The sequence below is a fragment of the Rhizobium sp. LARHSG275 genome, assembly GCF_052871115.1.
The window spans coordinates 108,838-127,118 of the sequence record NZ_JBIXJN010000013.1 but is presented as its reverse complement, the minus strand read 5'-3'; the positions used below and the strand labels follow the sequence as shown (position 1 = coordinate 127,118).

Below are 18,281 nucleotides of genomic sequence, written 5' to 3'. Positions count from 1 at the left end.
CCCGAGAAGGTCGATATAGGGGAACTTGTCAGGGACATCAGCACTTAGGGCCACCGGCCCGTCGGCCCTAAGCGGACTTTTTTCGTTGTCGAAGGATAAGGTTGTTTTGCGCCTTCTCCTCGCTGTTCTCGGGCAAAGTGGGTCGTCCCAAAATCGGCCATCTATTCCAGATACGGCGTCAGCACATCTTCGATCCGCTTCATGAATGCGCGGACTCGGCGCGACAGATTGCTCCGATGTGCTACGATGAGGGATACGGGGAGCGCCCGGCGACGAAAATCGGGCATGATCTCCACAAGCGCTCCGCTCTTAAAGTATTGGCCAATCCCCAAGAGTGGCGCCTGAATCACGCCAAGGCCGGCGAGGGCAGCGGCGTCGTAAGTCTGCGCACTGTTGACGTGCAGCGCACCTGGCAACGGAAGCGTCGCGTAGCTGTCGCCGTCCGGATATTCCCATCCGGAGTATCCCCTCGATTTGAGGCCCGGAAGCCCGGGCCTCATCCTCTGATTTCAACTACGCCGGGTGCGCCGTTACATCTTGCTCATGCCCTTCTCGGCGTTTTCCATATGCGTCACACAAGTTTTGATCTTGTGCGCCTTCATGGCATCCTTCGCCATGGCCACCTGTTTGGTGGCGGCTGTTTTCTTCGTCTGATCGGCCATTGCGTCCACCTTGGTCTGCAAGGCCGTTATGGAAGCGTCGTCACATTTCGCCATAGATGCGGCATAGGCGGGCATAGTGCCCGCAGCCGCAAATACGGCCGCGATCAAAATCGATCTCAGCATGTGCATTTCCTCCGAAAGGGCATAATCGCCCCACCCGCAAACGCTTTGGTGGGGAGTGGGTTCCGACCTGCGACAATTAGACCGTGCTGGAGTACTGCGCTGCGTGCGAACGATGGTTCGGGCGGCGACAAGTCTAATCTGCCGAGCAATCGAGTCTGGAAGTCAAATGGTCCCAGAAGGGGTGCCGTAAGAGCAGCCATCAGGCCTGCACCTGCGAGCGCAGCCAGTCCTGAAGCTTGTCCACGGCTTCGGACTTCCGATATCGCGGCTTCACCAGATAGACGTGGGACTGCGCTCTGAGGGCGCCGTCGAAGACTTGCCTCAGCCTGCCCGCCTCGATGTCGGTCGAGACGAAGGCGCGGGTTGCCACAGCGATGCCCTGCCCGGCGATGGCAGCTTCGATCGCGTGCGATGTCTGTGAGAAGCTGATGCCCCGAAACAGCGAGGGGTCGCCGCCGCCGAGGAAACGATCGATATATTCGGGCCAGGAATTATGGGCATCGTGAAGGAGCGTGTAGTGCGAGAGTTCTTCGGCGTTCTGCGGCTCGGCTCCCTCGGCGACGAGGCTCGGATTGCAGATGGCAATGATCTCCTGCTCGAACAGCAGTTCGGCGGCAAGGCCTGGGCCGAAGGGAGGGCTGCCATATCGGACGGCGAGATCGACGCCGTCGACCTGGAAGCTGGAAATGCGGTCTGTCGCCAGGATGTGGAGATCGAGATCGGGATGCCTCGAGGTAAAGTCCGGAAGACGCGGGATCAGCCATCTCGAGGCGAAGGTCGGTGTCGTGCTGACCACCAGTTTGACCGGTTGAGGCTTCAGGTTTGCCGTCGCGTTTGCGAGCAATTCGAAGGCGCGCCTGACATCGGCGACGTAGCTTCGCCCCTCGCCCGTCAGCGCCAATGATTTCGGCAGGCGCTCGAACAATGTCACCCCGAGTTCCGCCTCAAGCCCGCGCACGTGCTGGGCGACGGCTCCCTGGGTGACGCCGAGCTCTTCGGCCGCAAGCCGGAAGTTCAGATGGCGCGCTGCCACGTCGAAGGCCTTGAGGCCGTTAAGAGAGGGAAGATTGCCGATCAGCATAGACGTTCGATAGTTTTTCTACTGGGACATTTCAGGAAAACTGGTTCGTTCCCGCTTGGGACCCATGATATCCCAGGGATCAATGCCCGGCAATGGGTGCAAACCGAGTAGGGAGAGCGGCGATGGCAGTAGAAAAGGTAGCAATCATTACGGCCGGCGGCAGCGGCATGGGTGCGGAAGCCGCGAGGCGGCTGGCGGCCGATGGCTTCAAGATCGCCATCCTATCCTCGTCGGGCAAGGGCGAGGCGCTTGCGAAAGAACTGGGCGGCATCGGCGTCACCGGCTCGAACCAATCCAACGACGACCTCAAGCGCCTGGTGGACGCATGCATGGAAAAGTGGGGCCGGATCGACGCTCTCGTCAACAGCGCCGGTCACGGTCCGCGTGCGCCGATCACCGAGATCACCGACGAACAGTGGCATACCGGCCTCGAGGTCTACCTGATGAACGTCATCCGCTCGGTTCGGCTGGTCACGCCGGTCATGCAGGCGCAGAAGTCGGGCGCAATCGTCAATATCTCCACCGCCTGGGTGTCCGAACCGTCCGCGATGTTCCCGACCTCGGCCGTCTTCCGCGCCGGGCTCGCGGCCTACACCAAGATTTACGCCGATACCTATGCTGGCGACGGCATTCGCATCAACAACGTGCTGCCGGGCTGGATCGACAGCCTGCCGCCGACGGAGGAGCGCCGCGACAGCGTGCCGATGAAGCGCTACGGCACCAGCGCCGAAGTGGCCGCAACGATTTCCTTCCTCATTTCCGAGGGAGCGGGCTATATCACCGGCCAGAGCCTCAGGATCGACGGCGGCCTTACCCGGTCCGTCTGACAGGATCTCTACGCCCAAGGAAAACAGCGATGTGCTTCAACTGGAACGTCAAGGCCGGTGAGATAAAGCACGCGGAGGCGACAGAGTGACCCTCGCCGAGGTCGATGCATCGGCCTGGGCCGAGCTCGAAGGGGCCGCCGCCGACCCGCAGTCGGCCTTCCGCTACCTGAACCTCTGTTCGGTCGACGCCGGCGGCCGGCCGCAAGCCCGCATGGTGGTGCTGAGGCGCGTCGATGCGGCGCGGCGCATGCTGGAAATCCATACGGATGTCAGAAGCCCTAAATGGCTGGAAATATCGGCCAATCCTCGGGTCACCATCCTCGGCTTCGGCCCGCAGCCGAAAGTGCAGCTTCGCCTTCAAGGATCGGCCGAACTCAACGGACCGTCGAGCGAACGCGCGGCCGAGGCCTGGAGCCTGCTGCCGCTGTCGACGCGCAGCACCTATATGGGCGGGCCGCCGGGCGACGACATCGGCGAGCGGCCAGCAAGCGAGGCGGCGGTCGCAGACGCCGATGGACAGGCCTTCTTCGGGGTGCTGATATTCCGGGCCGAGACGCTGGACTGGCTCCAGCTGCGCCACGCCGACAACCAACGCGCAGTCTTTGCCTACGATCATCTCGGCGCGCTGACCTCCTCCGGCTGGGTCAACCCCTGAACGCCGGACGACGTCGAAGCGCCATCGCTTTGTGATCGTCCGCCACATCCGGCTGATGGGCGAATACGCGGGGCACAGGAATGGGGAAGCCAGACTATCGGTTGGATTGCCAGGCTGGCGATTTTCCTCAAGACGTGGGAGACCGAGCAATGTGTCGACCACCTGTTTTAAAGCAACGCGCGGCTTAGCCGCTCAGCCTTCAAGCCGAACATGATGCTCCAGCCATGCGACAGCGAAGCTGCAGATCGCGGCCGCATCGACCAGCACCGATCCTGCGTCTCCGACTAGGCCCTGCGCACCCTGCCCGCTGGTGAGAAACGCGCCCACGATCCCGCCGAAATAATCGTCGTCAAGGCCCGGCACGACCGGGTCGCTTGTGTCGAATTCTTCCAGCATCCGCCACACCACGCCGGCCGATGTGGCAAAGGGCGCCTCGTAGCGGCGGAGGCGCTTGTTCGGAATTCGCGCCAGGTGTTCTGCATGGTGGAGCAGGGTCATGGTGTCGAGCGGAGCTCCGGCCATCAGAACCTTGCCGCCTGCCGCCACCAGCCTGCCGAGCGGCGATGTCTCTCCATAGCCGTAATCGAGCGGGTGGTCGGCGGTGAGCCAATCCGCGCGCGCGCCGATCGCCGCGACCGAGGCGCCCGGATTGCCGCTGCGTCTTGCCACTGATGTCGTTCGAATGAATTCGGCGAGCACGCCGTTATCGCGGGCAGCGCGGGAAACAGCCGGATCGAACGGCGCGATATGGGCGCGCCATTCCGGCGGGACGCGGCCATTTTCATCCAGCAACGCATCATAGTCACCGTTCCAGTCGGTATAGGCAACGATGGTGCCGGCGGGGCCCACGGCATCGCGAAGCGCTTCGATCAGTACATCAGGCCCGTTGAGCAGCCGCCCCACCCGCTTCATCGCGGCGTGGACCATGACCATGTCGCCGGCGCGAATGCCGAGACTGTCGAGATCCCTGGCCAGCGAGAGGCGAGTGTGAATGCGCGGAACGATCATCGGCAGATGATCATAGGGGTCGCATGCGAGAGTCAAGCGATCGCGACCCTGCCCTGATACTCACCTTCAGCCGACGACCGCGGTGCAACTGCGTTCGGCCTCGTTGCGGCAGGCGCTACGCACATCTTATTCTGGTGGTCCCGGGTCGCATATAGTCGCGGGGCGTGTGTCACGCTGATTTCACGCGATTTCGATGGTGGATTTTACTAGATTTCTTCACGGCTTCGCCGGCACGATTTGGTGGGACGCATGTCTTCTGGATCGCGTTTCGGACAGCGCCGGCCGCCGAAATGGCAAAGAGTTTTCGTGCCGATCAAGTATTGTCCTCGAGGGTGGGCGGCGGTCGGTCATTTTCATTGGTCATGCTGCAGTGCAGGAGGCAGCTGAAGATGCAATTTCTGGTCCATTCAAAGACGATCGCCGAACTTGAATATGATAGCGAGACCTGCGTCTTGCGGGTGCTCTACAAAGACGGACGAGTGAGCTCTGTTCCCGATGTCGCTCCCACGCTGGTGATGAAGATCGTCGCGCGGGTTCCCGTCGAGAAATCTCCTTATCTGATGCAGACCGCGATCTGAGACCTCTGCGAAAAGTCACGACCGTCGGAAAGGACGGGTAGCGCCGTTCTGATCCGCAATGAGCCGCCGGCCTGTTTGGAGCGTCGCCACCGCCCGCTTCTGCGGGCATCATGCTTTAGTAAAGTGTCCTTCGGTAGGCTTGTTCCAGGTCTTCGTCCATCTTTCGCATTTCATCCGCGTCCCTCGGCGCCCCTGTCGTCTCATCCAGAATGATCTTCATGAGCGAGGGCATCTCGGTGCGGTCCTGGAAATGATCCGGGCTCCACAAGCGGGACCGTCTGAATGCCTTGGCGCAATGCATGAAAACTTCGCTTACCGTCACGATAATAGCGAGTTTCGGGAGACGATCGGCAACGCTCATGCCAGCCAGCAGTTGAGGATCATTGGTCAGACTTGCTCGCCCGTTGACGCGCAATGTGTCGTCGAAACCGGGGACGAGAAACAACAGCCCGACATTCGGGTTGGCGATGATGTTGCTTAAGGTATCAAGACGATTGTTGCCGGGTCGATCCGGGATCGCCAGGGTGTGCTTGTCAAGAACCTTGACGAACCCCGGAGGGTCGCCGCGAGGACTGACGTCGGCCCTTCCCTCCGAACTCTGCGTGCCGATGCAGAAGAACGGCGAGCGCCGAATGAATTCCTGCGCGTGCTCGCCAAGCGAATTCTGACACTTCACGATTGCCAGGGCGTGGGTCGGCTCGAACAGCGCCCAAAGCGACTGCTCATCGGCGATGGCACATTCTGGATTGAGTTGTAAGGCCGTCATGCTCCCCTCCCGAAGTCCCTCTCATCGCATGGCCGAACTGCAGGTCTGGAATTCAGGCCTCGCAACGCTCGTCTCCGCCCGCAAGCCATGAATATGATGTACGTACCTCAGAAGGTATACATCAGTTGAGATGCAGGATCAATGCGGGATTGAATCGCCGTATTGCAAGGCAAGCCGCGCTGATAGGGGCGGAACAGGCGGAGAATATGAGGTTCGGCCAGCGGCGTGACGTCCGACGTCTGGAACACTTCTTCCATCTTTTCGGTCGACGACGACATCCCGATACCGGCGATCGCCCAGGGCCGACGCTTCGTGCTTCGTGAAGGTATCGTCCTTTCGGGTGAGAAGCGGAACCGCCGAACTCTCAGGCGATTTGAGAGCCGGTCGCTCGGCTGGTTTTCACCCCGAAAACCGCTGTCTCCTGTTAAGCCGGGCGGCCGCCACGGCTTGCAGGTCGACGGTGCTCTTGATCGATGTTGCGGATCCTCCAATTCAAAGAGGACGGCATCTCACCTGCTTCACCGATGCTTGCAGCGCCCGCGCCCGGCTTGCAAATCGATCATGGCTCGAGGCTATTTCTAAGAATTTCCGCCAATATTCTTTTTCCGTTCAACTCGCTGACAGACTTCGGGCCTGTCTTATTCCAGGTGTCACATACCGCCGTGCCCGCGTCCCTCCCACCCTTCCAGCTACTGCAGAACGTGTTGCCAGAAATGCGCCACATGCCATCAATTGAGATTACATCTCCGGAATCGAGTTTAACCTGACCATGTGCGGTGCCGTCCTTGAGTACAGAAAGCTCGCCACTATAACCCTCTTTTGGGCCGCCCAGCGCAATCACTTTGCCGTCTGAAAGCAGGGCCTGAAGCTCCTTTCCTATCATCGCGGTAGCAGCAATAGCTTGGGTTCCGAGAAACACCATAGATAGTCCAGTCAGTATAGTTCTGTGCATTTGCCGATTTCTCCCACCGCCGTCAAGCACAGTCTCCGTCCACCATATACGAACTACAAGTCATCTCTTATAATTAGCTATAGTTTGATAGTTTTCAGCAGATATCTTGGAAAGATTAGTCATAAATTATAGTTTTATTGAAAATTTATGATTTGTTGGGCGCCGGATTAGCTGCATCGCGCCTTAGGATGTCAGCGATGCATGGGAAAAGCTGCCACTTTTCCGAGGTCAAGTCCGCCTGATGGGGACCCCAATGAGCCGTTCATATTCGTGCTCTGGGACACCATAGGAGCCGCCGGCCAAGTCCTCCAGCTTGGGCCGGTCCAAAATCCGGATATTCCCCCGCGTCGCCTTGATCGCGTGCACGCCCTCGAGGATGTGGATTTCATTGGTGACGCCTGCACGTCGTACGCCGAGCATAAGCGAGAGGAACTCGTGGGTAAGAGGCAGATCTCTGTCGCGCAGCCGGTCGTGGCACATCAACAGCCATCGGGCCAGCCGCCCGGGCATGGTGTAACGGGCATTGGCAAGGGCGGAATGGGCAAGCTGCAACTCGCAGCAATGCACATATTTGAGCAGCAGGTCGTTGGCCGACGGAACTCGTTGCGCCATGGAAAGAAGTGCGGATACCGGCACCGAAATTCCGTGCCCCTCGACCTGCATGAAGGTCCTGTTTGGCGTTTGATCGACCTTCAGGAACACATGGGCTCCTGCCATGCCCTCATATCCGACATGCCCGACTTCGACGGACTCGTCATCGGAGTTGGTGGCAACAATTGATGCTAAGCCACTCTCAAGGAAGCAGGCGGTCTCACTTGGCACATCAGGCGCGACCAGTTCGAACTGCACCGGAAGCTCGCGCGGCTGCATCGTCGCCTGCAGCAGATCGAATGCTTCAGGCGCAAGTGCTCTGAGAAGAAGGTTTTGGATGTTTGACTGCGAAAAGTCGGACATGGCCCAGCCTCCGGCGGGATTGAGCCCGATCTCCTGTCGACGTACGGCGAAGCGCCGGCAATGTTTCGCTTATGTGCCAGACCATCTTCACAGGCCAAGAGGCGCCGGTCTTCTGTGCGGTTTTGACATTGCTACAATGCGCCGGATTCTTGCGTAGCAAGGTAGACCTGGTCCACGATCTGGACGGCGGCCGTGAAGGAAAGAACCATGACCGTGACCCCCTGCTCATCGGTGACGTTCATCAGCCATGCCGAGACGTCGGCCTTCTTCAACAGAGCGCCCCTCAGCCGCTCGGCTATGGTCTCAACAGCTTCGCTGCGGGCGCTTTGGAGGTCCGGGTGCTCTGAGCCCACCGTATCCTGAATGGAGATGCCGTCATGAACGTTGAAAAAGTAGCGAGCCATATCTGTTGCTCCTGTACAGGCAAGAGCAACTAATATCTCCCAGCCATCCGCGCCTGGGTCGATGGCGGATGATGATCGATTGTCGCATGTAATCACGTTTTAAAGAAGGCCCGTAAGCCCGAAAGTGCTCGCGCGGCGAGGCGGAGCGTTCATCGGCCGCGCCGGAACTTTTTTTGCTTCCATGCGTTCAGCGGGCGGATCTGAAGGTCTTTCCCCTAGCCTTCATTGAACCCCTTTCCATGTACGCTCACTAGCCCCGCGTCCAGCGCGGGGCTTTTTTTGACAGCCTGGCTGAACCGGGGGCGCGGGTATCCATTGCGCCTTGAATATCAGCGGTCGCGCAACTGGGTCCCTTTCTCCGCCCGCGCCGCGACGCAGCATTTTACCGATTCCACACGATGGCACAGCGCAGCAATTGCATTTTTTCGTTTTGGATGGCCGGCCCCTCTTGAACCGCTAATAGCCTGAATTAAATGATTTATGCTGGTAGCCCAATTGGGACCGGCAAAGTCCAGGAGACGCCGGTAGCTCTTGGCGTCTCCTTGTATCCATGTTGCTTCAAAGGAGGATATGGCTATGAGGACAAACCTCGATTTCTCTCCCCTGTTCCGGTCGAGCATCGGCTTTGACCGCATGTTAGGTGCGCTTCAAGCCGGCATCGACACCGTCGACAACTGGCCGCCCTACGACATCCTCAAGACGAGCGAGGATGAATACCGCATCGAAATGGCGGTGGCGGGATTCTCCCAGAATGAACTGACGATGACGCAGGAGCAGAACCTGCTCGTGGTTGCGGGCAAGAAGGCGGATAGCGATGACGACGTGCAATATCTTCATCGCAGCGTCGCTCAGCGAAGCTTCCAGCGCCGGTTCGAACTTGCCGACTATGTCAAGGTCGAAAGGGCTGAACTTGTCGACGGACTGTTGATCATCGATCTGAAGCGCGAGATCCCTGAAGAAATGAAGCCGCGCCAGATCGAAATCGGAACCGGCCAGGCCCTTCCGAAGTTCGAGCCCAAGCAGATCGAAGCTGAGACGCAAGCAGCGTAAGCCTCGAAAGGCGCATCGGCGCCGGGCACACCCGGCGCCGATGTGAATGCTTCGCTGCCAATCCAAGAGAAAGGAGAAAAGACATGAGTGTTCGTGATCTCATTCCCTGGAGCGGGAACAACGGCCATCAGGCTCCCAGCCTGTTGCGTGATGATGATCGTGATCCGTTCCTGTCCCTGCATCGCGAGGTGAACCGATTGTTCGACGAGGCATTCCGCGGATTCGGTTCCAACTTTCCGTCGTTGACTGGCCCCAGAGCCTTTGGTGGCGGATGGCCGAGCGTCGAGATCTCCGACAGCGAGAAGGAGATCAAGGTGACGGCCGAGGTGCCTGGCCTTGAGGAAAAGGACATAGAAGTCCTGCTCAATGACGGCGTGCTCACGCTGAAAGGCGAAAAGCAGTCCGAGACGGAGGACAAGGATCGCCAGTTCTCCGAGCGCTACTACGGTCGCTTCGAGCGTCGCATTCCGCTCGGTGCCGAGGTCAAGGAAGACGCTATCGACGCCCGCTTCAAAAACGGTGTGTTGACAGTGACCTTGCCGAAGAGTGAGCAGGCGCAGTCGCAAGTCAAGCGGATCGCCATCAAGAGCTAACCAATTGACCCAACCGACGGCCGGCCTTGTGGCGGCCGTCGGCATCCTTCGCCGATAGGGAGGGATATGATGATGGACGTTAACAGAGAGACGCACAACAGAGAGACGCAGAAACCACATACGGCTGTTTCGGATAGCTGGCCAGCAAACGACAACCAGCGGAAGCCTCTGTCATTCGGCCGCTCGGTATTTCCCGAGGATGCTGTCGCCCGAATCTTCAAGCCATCGCGCTCGGCGATGACGTCAGGCACCCGGCGAACGAAAGGCTGGCGGCTCGTCTTCCAGCGCCGTAGCGCACCGTTCATCGAGCCTTTGATGGGCTATACGGGCAGTACCGATACGCTCACGCAGGTTGAGCTGGAATTTCCAACCCTTGAATCAGCAATCCGATATGCGGAGCGCCAGGGGCTGACCTACAGAGTGCAGCGTCAGGCGAGTAGTGCCGCGGCGTCGACAAAGCAGAGAACCCGCCAGCAAACGCGCCGGACATCTCGTGCCTTCTCCGACGCTGCATTGCAACGGCTCGGTCCCGCCGCATGTCAGAAGATCTGCGGACAGGCACAAGGCCCCGCTTTGCAGACCCACGTCTATGAACCCGCAACATGGCCATCGCCTGCTGACGTTGTCCGAGATCGGACGCTGCAGGCACTGCTTGACCTCGAGCGCAACGTCGAGAGGCGAGATCTTCAGCCGACGATCAACCGAGATGCCGCGTGAGGTGGAGCCATGAACCCATCTATCGTCTTCGATTGCGAGAAGATCCTGCCCAACAGGTTCGCGCTGACTATGGCTGCGGCCGCACGAAGCCGCGCCCTTTATCGAGGGGCGGAGCCGAGGCTGGATCCTTCAGATGCCTGCGTCAGCGAACTCGCGCTGCAGGAGATTGCAAGAGGCTCGTTCACCAGCAGCGAGCTCGCACCTTTTCTGGGCGGACCGGCAGGGACAAAGCGACTTCACTCCGCCGATCCGGCCACTCGCCTTCGCGGCAACGGCGAACAATCGCCGCTGCAGCACCCGTCTCCACGCCACCGGAGGCGGTTCAATGATGATGCAAACAAGAAGGAGAAACGACAATGATGAAGTCTCAGTCTTCAAAGGACCGTGCAGCATTCGATATCATCAATATCGTTGCTGGGCTGGCTCTTTTCCTGTCACCCTGGCTCCTTGGTTTCGCAACCGAGGCATATGCACCGTGGAATGCCTGGATTGTCGGCGCTGCCATCACCGTGATCGCCGCCGCCGCGCTCTTCGCATTTTACGAGGCGGAAGAATGGATCAACCTGGTGCTCGGCGTCTGGTCTGTCGTGGCGCCATGGGTCCTGGGTTTCTCGGCCGTGGCCGCTGCAATGTGGGCACATCTGATTGCCGGCATCGTGGTCGCGGTTTTGGCCGCGGGCAGCATCTGGTTCACTCACAACCACCCGCTGTCGACCACTTGAGGCAAATGCGAGCGGGCCCGGAACTCCGGGCCCGCTTCTTAGTTTGCGTTGCGGCTGGGCGGCATTGACCTCCCGTCAAATCCAAGGAGCAAACCATGTTCGATATCCGCCAGGGATTTCACAGGATTGCCGCGTCAGTCGTGATCGCCTTTGCAGCAATCCTGCTTACGATAGCGCCGGTCACCTCGCAAACCCCGCAATCTGGCACCGCTTCGGCGTCACTTCCATCTCTGGCGCCGATGCTTGAACAAGTCACGCCGGCCGTCGTCAACATCGCGGTCGTCTCCCGCGCACCGCCGCGAGACAATCCTCTCTTCAGCGATCCCACTTTCCGCCGCTACTTCAATCTGCCGCAACAGCAACAACGACCGAGGATGAGCGCAGGATCCGGCGTCATCGTCGACGCCGCCAAAGGATATGTGCTTACCAATCATCACGTCGTCGACGAGGGCAGTGAGATTTCTGTAACGCTGAAGGATGGACGACAGCTTTCGGCCAAATTGATCGGCAGCGACAAGGACACGGACATCGCTCTGTTGCAGGTCAATGCTCCAAACCTTACCGCTATTCAGATCGGGGATTCTCATGCACTCAAAGTCGGTGACTACGTCGTAGCGATTGGCAATCCGTTCGGGCTTGGCCAGACTGTGACCTCAGGCATCGTCAGCGCATTGGGGCGAAGCGGTCTGAATATCGAAGGCTATGAGGACTTCATCCAGACAGATGCCTCGATCAACCCTGGAAACTCAGGTGGTGCCCTGGTGACGCTCGACGGCAAATTGGTCGGCATCAATACTGCAATTCTCAGCCCCGCCGGAGCCAGCGTCGGTATAGGCTTTGCCGTGCCAAGCAGCATGGCGGCGTCGGTCATGAACCAGTTGATCGCGCACGGCAAGGTGGAGCGCGGCGAGCTAGGCATCGGCATCCAGGATCTGACGCCGGAGTTGGCGGAGGCTCTCGGACTCGGTGACCTCCGCGGCGCACTGATCGCCAACGTCGAGTCGGGCTCGCCGGCTGAACAGGCCGGACTGAAGACCGGAGACGTGGTCACCGCAACTGACGGACGCCCGATCGGTGGTGCGACCGACCTCAGGAACCGCATCGGCCTCATGCCTGCCGGCAGCAAGCTAAGCCTCACGGTGAAGCGCGGCGACGAGGAGAAGGTGATCACGGCTACCATTGCGATGGACGATCGGTCATCCGCAACTCTCTCCGGCACGCCGCTCGAGGGCGCTACGATGAGGAATGCTTCTGGCGAAGAGGCGCAGCAAGCCGGAGGTTACGGCGTGGTGATCGAAAAGGTGGCTTCCGGCAGCGCGGCTGCCGGTGCCGGCCTTCAAGCAGGTGACATGATCGTCGCGCTCAATAGAGTTCCGGTCGCTTCCGTCACCGAGTTGCAGCGCAGGATCGCCGAAAAACCTAGCGTATTGGCGCTTGAACTGATCCGTGAGGGTGCGCGACTCCTTCTGGTAATCCGGTAGGAGTAGTCGGCCATGGAGATGAATAGGAAGACGCGGTTCAACATCTGGTACTGGATTATCGCTTTCCTGCTTCTTGCGGCATTTCAGTCCTTTTTCGCGACTACTCACCAGATTGCGCGGATTCCCTACAGCCAGTTCGAGACGGATCTCAAGGAGGGGAAGATCGCCGAGGTTGCCGTTTCCGACAATTTTATCCAAGGCCGGTATAAGGAGCCTCAGAATGAGCGCCCCTTTTTCGTCACGACACGCGTCGAGCCCAATCTGGCCGAGCAGCTCCGGCAATACGGAGTCGTCGTGACAGGTCAGATCGAGAGCACATTCCTGCGCGATCTGCTGTCCTGGCTCATCCCGGTGGCGCTCTTTATCGGAGTCTGGATGTTCATGATCAGGCGCATGGGCGGTGGGCTCGGCGGAGGCCTGATGCAGATCGGCAAATCGAAGGCGAAGATCTATGTCCAGACCGACACCGGCGTGACGTTCAAGGACGTCGCCGGCGTCGACGAGGCCAAGGACGAACTGAAGGAGATCGTTGATTTCCTGAAGGACCCGGCGGGTTACGGCCGCCTTGGCGGGCGTATGCCAAAGGGCGTGCTTTTAGTGGGTCCACCTGGAACCGGTAAGACGCTTTTGGCGCGCGCCGTCGCGGGCGAAGCCGGTGTGCCCTTTTTCTCGATCTCCGGGTCGGAGTTCGTGGAAATGTTTGTCGGTATCGGCGCAGCACGGGTCCGGGACCTGTTTGAGCAGGCGCGCGCCAAAGCACCCGCCATCATCTTTATCGATGAGCTTGATGCCCTCGGCCGCGCTCGTGGGATTGGTTCCATGGCTGGCGGGCACGACGAGAAGGAGCAGACGCTGAACCAGCTTCTAGTGGAGCTGGATGGCTTTGATCCCTCCACTGGCCTCGTCTTGCTAGCCGCGACCAACAGGCCAGAGATTCTTGATCCCGCTCTGCTGCGTGCCGGTCGTTTCGATCGGCAAGTGCTGGTGGATCGGCCGGACAAGTCGGGCCGACTCCAGATTCTCGGCGTCCACCTTCAGAAAGTGAAGCTCGCGGCGGATGTCTCACCGGAAAAGATCGCCGCGCTCACACCAGGGTTCACCGGCGCCGATCTCGCCAATCTCGTCAACGAGGCAGCCCTGCTCGCCACGCGCCGTCGGGCGGAGGCGGTAACGATGGCCGATTTCAATGACGCCGTCGAACGCATCGTCGCCGGTCTCGAAAAGCGCAATCGGCTGCTCAATCCAAGGGAGCGTGAAATCGTCGCCTATCATGAGATGGGACATGCGCTGGTCGCCATGGCGCTGCCCGGCGTCGATCCGGTGCACAAAGTATCCATCATTCCCAGAGGGGTCGGCGCCCTCGGCTATACCGTCCAGCGTCCACTCGAGGATCGCTTCCTGATGACGCGGGAGGAACTGGAGAACAAGATGGCTGTGCTGCTCGGTGGCCGCGCGGCGGAATGGATCGTCTTTGGCCATCTTTCAACCGGCGCTGCTGACGATCTCGTTAAAGTTGCCGACATTGCCCGCGCGATCGTCACACGCTACGGCATGACCGACAAGCTGGGACACGTGGCTCTGGAGAAAGACCGGCGCTCGTTACTGGAGGCTGATCGGCTGTATTACGGTCCGCAGGAACGCGACTATTCCGATGAGACTGCAGCGAGGGTCGACCAGGAGATCCGCCGGATCGTCGACCATGTCTTCGATGGAACGGTGGAGCTCCTCGGACAGCGACGAGAGATACTGGATCGGTCCGCAAGGCTTCTCCTTGAGAAGGAAACTCTCGATGAGCGTGAATTGCAGGCGTTTGTAGAGACCGTTGAACAGCCGGCACGCGGGCGCACAGCATGAATGGCGCCCCGCTTGCCGCGGCAGGATCCGGGTTGCACAGTCGCAACCGCCTCGTCTTTAGACTAAAGCAATTCCGGGAAAAGTGTGAAGCGGTTTTCCGTCCGGAATTGGGTAAAAACAGTCGGATAGAGCGGTTCAGCGCTTCGCTGAACCGCTCTAGGTTGCGCATTGGGGCGACGAATGCTTCAGACCACCGCAGTGGCGAGCGTTCTTATCGGCCAAGGCTCATCGTCGGACGATGACGTGAGTTCCGGGCTGGACCAATTCGTAAAGTTCCTCGACGTCTTGGCGATACATCCGAAAGCAGCCGCTCGATGCGTTGGTGCCGATGGATGAAGGGTCGTTGGTGCCGTGAATGCGCAGCAGTCCATCGGCGAGATAGATGGCCCGCGTTCCGAGTGGATTGGAGGGGCCGGGCCTTACGACAGTCGGAAGCTTCGGGTTCTTCTGGCGCATGCTCGCCGTTGGCCTCCATTCAGGATGCTCCTTTTTGGATACGACCCGCGTGGAGCCGAACCATTGCTTGCCTTCACGACCCACGGCGATCGGATACGCGTACTGCTCGCCCCATGAGGTCGTGTAGTAGAGCGTATGCTGACTCGTCACTATTAAGATCGTGCCTCCCGGGCTTTGTCTTGGCAGCGGCCCGCGATCGTGCAGGTAGTCACGATGGCGAGGAACCGGTTCATAATCTGGGATCGGTGGGTAGAGGCTGTATGGATCGTCATACACCTCGCCACCATAATCGTCATACCCGTCATAAGGTCCGTAAACCTGTGCTCTCGCCGCAAAGGCCGTCAGCAAGAGCGCTGCCACAAGAACCAGTACTCTCATTTCGTCGCTATCCGCTCGTTGTACAAGCGTGATTGGGCCCAATTCTGTGGCGGCACTAAGGCCGCGGTGTCCATGTCATGCGCGACCGTTTCTCAGCCCTGACTTCGTGTGAACACGTCGCGGAAGCTGCGGGGCGCTTCGGCCTGCGCAGCTCCACGGGGGCGGCGCAACCAATCACGGTCGCTTTCGACGGATACGGCAGGAGCGCAACGCGCCCCATCGGCCGCTCTGGCCGGCGCCCATCGCCTTCGGTCCTAAATACCCGAGACATTTCGATCGCTGAACCGCCGCAGGTGCAGGGGCACATCTTCTATGTCTGCAAGCTTGCCATGCTTTTTGAGAAAGCGGCTGAAATTCCCCGCCACGACCGACGCGGGAAGCTGGCGATTGGCTGCTTTCCGGCAGGCCTCCAACATTACCTCGTAGGTAATATCGCGTTTCTCCTGTGGCCATTCGTCGAGAAAGTCAAAGACATCGTCAAGCCCAGCGATCTCCTGCACGAAGTACTTTCGTTGCGCGTAGATCGGGTGTTCAAAAGTATCGAGTGCCATCGTTTACCTCCTTTCATGGCATTGAGTGCCCTTGATTTAGGCAACGAATATCGGCTGTTCAAGATCACGGTTTGGCCGAGATCGTCACCGTCGAATGTGCCATCGATACGGTGCGGGACCGGCGCTCACAGCATCATCGAGATCACGAAAAGCCGCCCACCGAGTAGTTCCACCTCGCTGGGTATATCCGCCGGCTCAGGAACCAATTCGTTCGGTGAGAGTAAGGGGCCGGGTGGTGCGGAGGTGAGTTGGACACAGCGACCCTTCGCTGCTTCTGTGCGGCCCACTCCTTCTGTCGCAAATTAGCTGGCCCCGTCGCGCGGGGCTTCTTTTTGGAGGTTGTTTTGAACGCATCGGCGAACATGCGAAGCGAGGGAACTTCTTAAATCAGCCTCAGCTTCTTCCTGGAATCCGAAAGGAAAACTTCAGACATGGCAACACCATCTCGAGGCCGCGCTCAGGACCGCGCACGCGTCGCCAGCGGCCAGGATCACGAAGTGAAGTACGAGGCAATGAAGGAAGGCGCGTCAAAGGACGCGGTAAAGAAGACCGTCAAGGCGGTCGGCAACAGCCGCAAGAAGGTCGAAGACAGACTCGATCATAAGTGATCAGCATGATCTTCTTCACCGGCGACACCCACTTCGGCGACTCTCGCGTCCTTCGCATCGATCGGCGACCCTTCCCTGATATGGTGTCCCACGATCTTGCCCTCATCAGGAACTGGAACCTGATCGTCGGGATCGACGACGAAGTTTGGCATTTGGGCGACTTCATGTCATCGCGGGCGGGCGATTGCGACACGCTCCTCGACCGCCTGCACGGCAGGAAACATCTCATTGTCGGCAACAACGATACAGAGGCGACGACCGATGCATCGGGCTGGAGCAGCGTCCAGCATTACAAAGAGTTGGCCTTGGACGGCTACCATCTGGTGCTATGCCACTACGCGTTTAGAACCTGGAACAAGATGGGCAAGGGCTCGATCAATCTGCACGGACACTCCCACGGCAGGCTGAAGCCGGTCCCCCGTCAGTTCGATGTCGGCGTCGATGCACGTGAACTCCAGCCGGTTCGGCTTGACGCTCTGCTTTCCTCGAGCCGCCAAAAGGCTAACGCACGGCGAGCTATAGTGAACGCGACCCAGGGATCAGCCGTGAAAGAAGGCCGACGCTGAGGCTGGTCCATTTCGGCGCCGGCTACCAGAACGTACGATATCGCTCCGTTCGCATGCGCTCATTTAAATCGTCACAAAACTGCACTATCTTTTTGGTCACACAGATCTTTTGTCATCTTGAACCTGGAGAGACGTCGTCTCTCTGCGCTAGAGAATAGTGGAGCAAACGATGCTGCAATCCCTGATTTCTCTTTCCGACCAGGATGTCGAATGTGTCATCGATACGGTGCGGGACTGGTGCTCACAGCATCATTGCACCATCGATAGCCGTCGCGGCAGACTTGCGCTTACGACCGCCGTGGATCTGATCCAGACGACGGGATTTCGTGAAGCGCTGCCGCTCGAGCTCTCCAAGAGACTTGATGGACCGGTCGGCGAACCGCCCGATTCGCAGTGAAGCAGAGTTGCCGTGCGCGCCTGTCTCACGAGTTCCCGTCTCTGGTGCTGGGTGGCTGCTCTTCCAAGCTCTGCGCTGGCGCCGCTCGAGCAACTGTACGGTTTTGACCGAAACTTCTGAAGCAGATCAAGCGTAAGTGGGCACCTGTGAAGGAGGTGTGCCTTGCTGACGCTGTACTTTCATATCACGCACATGGATGGTTCGGTATTGGACACCGAGGGCCGGGAATTCCCCGACCTTTTTGTTGCAATTGAAGCAGCCAGGGAGAGGCTCCAAGAAATAGTCGCAACGGCTCTTTTGTCCAGAAAGCAAAGAATTCCGCTTGGCATCGCGATCTGCGGCAAGGAAGGCACGATCCTTCGCGAGGTTGCCGTCGATGCCGCCATCACCGAGATCGCGAGAAGCCACCAACCGAGTAGTTCCACCTTGTTGGGTATGTCCGCCGGCTCCGGAACCAATTCGTTCAGTGAGAGTAAGGGGCCGGGCCGTGCGGAGGCAAGTTTGACGCCGCGACCCTTCGCTGCTTCTGTGCGACCACTCCTTCTGTCGAAAATTACTAGCCCCGCCTCTCGCGCGGGGCTTTCTTTTTGGCGTTGGATTAAACCCGTCGTCGCGTATGCGAAGGTGCGAGCGGACTTGTTAAATCAGCCTCGGTTTCTTCCTGGCAACCGAAAGAAAAACTTCAGACATGGCGACACCATCTCGAAGCCGCGCTCAGGACCGCGCACGTCGCCGGCGGCTAAGAGCACGAAGTGAAGTATAAGGCGACGAAAGAAGGCGTGCCAAAAGACGCGGTAAAGAAGACCGTCAAGGCGGTCTCGGCAACAGCCGCAAGAAGGTCGAAGACAAACTCGACCGTAAGTGAACAGCGCCGTTGGACGGTCACTGTGGCACGTCC

The 18,281-nt window shown here is 59.3% G+C and carries 24 protein-coding genes and 3 pseudogenes; 16 read left to right on the top strand and 11 right to left on the bottom strand.

Features of this window, described 5'->3' with window-relative positions; genetic code table 11:
- Positions 1–161 precede the first annotated feature (161 nt).
- From ACIPSK_RS19230 to ACIPSK_RS19220, 3 genes are all read right to left on the bottom strand, one after another.
- Positions 162–500 (bottom strand): LysR substrate-binding domain-containing protein, encoded by a 339-nt coding sequence (locus ACIPSK_RS19230; RefSeq protein ID WP_246709951.1) that lies wholly within the window; start codon positions 498–500, stop codon positions 162–164.
- A gap of 30 nt (positions 501–530) precedes the next feature.
- The gene (locus ACIPSK_RS19225) at positions 531–785 is read right to left on the bottom strand and encodes a hypothetical protein (RefSeq protein ID WP_246709952.1); all 255 of its coding nucleotides are present in this window, start codon (positions 783–785) and stop codon (positions 531–533) included.
- A gap of 199 nt (positions 786–984) precedes the next feature.
- Complete coding sequence (locus ACIPSK_RS19220) at positions 985–1,866, bottom strand: LysR substrate-binding domain-containing protein (protein WP_162119635.1); 882 nt, start codon at positions 1,864–1,866, stop codon at positions 985–987.
- Positions 1,867–1,988: 122 nt separating this feature from the next.
- On the opposite strand from ACIPSK_RS19220, the gene ACIPSK_RS19215 reads away from it, so the two are divergent.
- The 3 genes and pseudogenes from ACIPSK_RS19215 to ACIPSK_RS19205 all read left to right on the top strand — a co-directional run.
- Complete coding sequence (locus ACIPSK_RS19215; RefSeq protein WP_162119636.1) at positions 1,989–2,693, top strand: SDR family oxidoreductase; 705 nt, start codon at positions 1,989–1,991, stop codon at positions 2,691–2,693.
- Between the two features lie 85 nt (positions 2,694–2,778).
- Positions 2,779–3,348 (top strand): pyridoxamine 5'-phosphate oxidase family protein, encoded by a 570-nt coding sequence (locus ACIPSK_RS19210; RefSeq protein ID WP_162119637.1) that lies wholly within the window; start codon positions 2,779–2,781, stop codon positions 3,346–3,348.
- Positions 3,349–3,519 (top strand): annotated as a pseudogene (locus tag ACIPSK_RS19205) (kinase); the annotation flags it as partial.
- A gap of 21 nt (positions 3,520–3,540) precedes the next feature.
- On the opposite strand, the gene aac(3) reads toward ACIPSK_RS19205, so the two are convergent.
- Positions 3,541–4,356, bottom strand: coding sequence for an aminoglycoside 3-N-acetyltransferase (aac(3), locus tag ACIPSK_RS19200; protein WP_026154049.1), 816 nt, complete (start codon positions 4,354–4,356; stop codon positions 3,541–3,543).
- Positions 4,357–4,745: 389 nt separating this feature from the next.
- On the opposite strand from aac(3), the gene ACIPSK_RS19195 reads away from it, so the two are divergent.
- Positions 4,746–4,934 (top strand): hypothetical protein, encoded by a 189-nt coding sequence (locus ACIPSK_RS19195; protein ID WP_017959409.1) that lies wholly within the window; start codon positions 4,746–4,748, stop codon positions 4,932–4,934.
- A 115-nt stretch (positions 4,935–5,049) separates the two neighbouring features.
- Here ACIPSK_RS19195 and ACIPSK_RS19190 read toward each other — a convergent pair whose 3' ends face one another.
- From ACIPSK_RS19190 to ACIPSK_RS19170, 5 genes are all read right to left on the bottom strand, one after another.
- The gene (locus ACIPSK_RS19190) at positions 5,050–5,700 is read right to left on the bottom strand and encodes a pyridoxamine 5'-phosphate oxidase family protein (protein WP_017963312.1); all 651 of its coding nucleotides are present in this window, start codon (positions 5,698–5,700) and stop codon (positions 5,050–5,052) included.
- Between the two features lie 107 nt (positions 5,701–5,807).
- Positions 5,808–5,978, bottom strand: a complete 171-nt coding sequence (locus ACIPSK_RS19185; protein WP_017963311.1) for a hypothetical protein — start codon at positions 5,976–5,978, stop codon at positions 5,808–5,810.
- A gap of 281 nt (positions 5,979–6,259) precedes the next feature.
- Entirely contained in the window at positions 6,260–6,652 is a 393-nt protein-coding gene (locus ACIPSK_RS19180) for a hypothetical protein (RefSeq protein WP_017963310.1), read from the bottom strand.
- Positions 6,653–6,880: 228 nt separating this feature from the next.
- Positions 6,881–7,606 carry a Crp/Fnr family transcriptional regulator gene (locus ACIPSK_RS19175; protein ID WP_017963309.1) on the bottom strand — a complete coding sequence of 242 codons (726 nt, stop codon included), beginning with the start codon at positions 7,604–7,606 and terminating at the stop codon, positions 6,881–6,883.
- Between the two features lie 131 nt (positions 7,607–7,737).
- Positions 7,738–8,010, bottom strand: a complete 273-nt coding sequence (locus ACIPSK_RS19170; protein ID WP_017963308.1) for a DUF6894 family protein — start codon at positions 8,008–8,010, stop codon at positions 7,738–7,740.
- A 576-nt stretch (positions 8,011–8,586) separates the two neighbouring features.
- Here ACIPSK_RS19170 and ACIPSK_RS19165 point away from each other — a divergent pair.
- The 7 genes from ACIPSK_RS19165 (at position 8,587) to ftsH (ending at position 14,427) form a co-directional block, all read left to right on the top strand.
- A complete protein-coding gene (locus tag ACIPSK_RS19165; RefSeq protein WP_017963307.1) occupies positions 8,587–9,060 on the top strand; it encodes an Hsp20 family protein in 474 nt (157 codons plus the stop codon).
- An 83-nt stretch (positions 9,061–9,143) separates the two neighbouring features.
- Positions 9,144–9,653 carry an Hsp20/alpha crystallin family protein gene (locus ACIPSK_RS19160; protein ID WP_017963306.1) on the top strand — a complete coding sequence of 170 codons (510 nt, stop codon included), beginning with the start codon at positions 9,144–9,146 and terminating at the stop codon, positions 9,651–9,653.
- A 69-nt stretch (positions 9,654–9,722) separates the two neighbouring features.
- On the top strand, positions 9,723–10,370 hold the full coding sequence (locus ACIPSK_RS19155) for an ETC complex I subunit (RefSeq protein WP_017963305.1): 648 nt from the start codon (positions 9,723–9,725) through the stop codon (positions 10,368–10,370).
- 9 nt (positions 10,371–10,379) lie between these two features.
- Positions 10,380–10,730 (top strand): DNA-directed RNA polymerase subunit omega, encoded by a 351-nt coding sequence (locus ACIPSK_RS19150; protein ID WP_017963304.1) that lies wholly within the window; start codon positions 10,380–10,382, stop codon positions 10,728–10,730.
- Positions 10,727–11,092 carry an SPW repeat protein gene (locus ACIPSK_RS19145; RefSeq protein ID WP_017963303.1) on the top strand — a complete coding sequence of 122 codons (366 nt, stop codon included), beginning with the start codon at positions 10,727–10,729 and terminating at the stop codon, positions 11,090–11,092. Before ACIPSK_RS19150 ends, ACIPSK_RS19145 begins: the two co-directional genes overlap by 4 nt.
- Positions 11,093–11,187: 95 nt before the next feature.
- Complete coding sequence (locus ACIPSK_RS19140; protein WP_162118179.1) at positions 11,188–12,573, top strand: Do family serine endopeptidase; 1,386 nt, start codon at positions 11,188–11,190, stop codon at positions 12,571–12,573.
- A gap of 12 nt (positions 12,574–12,585) precedes the next feature.
- Positions 12,586–14,427 (top strand): ATP-dependent zinc metalloprotease FtsH, encoded by a 1,842-nt coding sequence (gene ftsH / locus ACIPSK_RS19135; protein WP_017963301.1) that lies wholly within the window; start codon positions 12,586–12,588, stop codon positions 14,425–14,427.
- A 225-nt stretch (positions 14,428–14,652) separates the two neighbouring features.
- Here the strand turns inward: ftsH and ACIPSK_RS19130 are convergent, their stop codons facing one another.
- Entirely contained in the window at positions 14,653–15,261 is a 609-nt protein-coding gene (locus ACIPSK_RS19130) for a L,D-transpeptidase (RefSeq protein ID WP_162118180.1), read from the bottom strand.
- Between the two features lie 254 nt (positions 15,262–15,515).
- The gene (locus tag ACIPSK_RS19125) at positions 15,516–15,812 is read right to left on the bottom strand and encodes a DUF982 domain-containing protein (protein WP_162118181.1); all 297 of its coding nucleotides are present in this window, start codon (positions 15,810–15,812) and stop codon (positions 15,516–15,518) included.
- 431 nt (positions 15,813–16,243) lie between these two features.
- On the opposite strand from ACIPSK_RS19125, the gene ACIPSK_RS19120 reads away from it, so the two are divergent.
- The 5 genes and pseudogenes from ACIPSK_RS19120 to ACIPSK_RS19100 all read left to right on the top strand — a co-directional run bounded on the left by ACIPSK_RS19120 (position 16,244) and on the right by ACIPSK_RS19100 (position 18,248).
- Positions 16,244–16,420: a DUF3606 domain-containing protein gene (locus ACIPSK_RS19120; RefSeq protein WP_162118182.1), complete on the top strand. Its 177-nt coding sequence runs from the start codon at positions 16,244–16,246 to the stop codon at positions 16,418–16,420.
- 5 nt (positions 16,421–16,425) lie between these two features.
- Positions 16,426–16,986: a hydrolase gene (locus ACIPSK_RS19115; protein WP_162118183.1), complete on the top strand. Its 561-nt coding sequence runs from the start codon at positions 16,426–16,428 to the stop codon at positions 16,984–16,986.
- A 169-nt stretch (positions 16,987–17,155) separates the two neighbouring features.
- A complete protein-coding gene (locus tag ACIPSK_RS19110; protein WP_017963296.1) occupies positions 17,156–17,383 on the top strand; it encodes a hypothetical protein in 228 nt (75 codons plus the stop codon).
- Positions 17,384–17,575: 192 nt separating this feature from the next.
- A pseudogene (locus tag ACIPSK_RS19105) lies at positions 17,576–17,695 on the top strand (DUF6894 family protein); the annotation flags it as partial.
- A 376-nt stretch (positions 17,696–18,071) separates the two neighbouring features.
- Positions 18,072–18,248, top strand: a pseudogene (locus tag ACIPSK_RS19100) (DUF3606 domain-containing protein).
- Positions 18,249–18,281 lie beyond the last annotated feature (33 nt).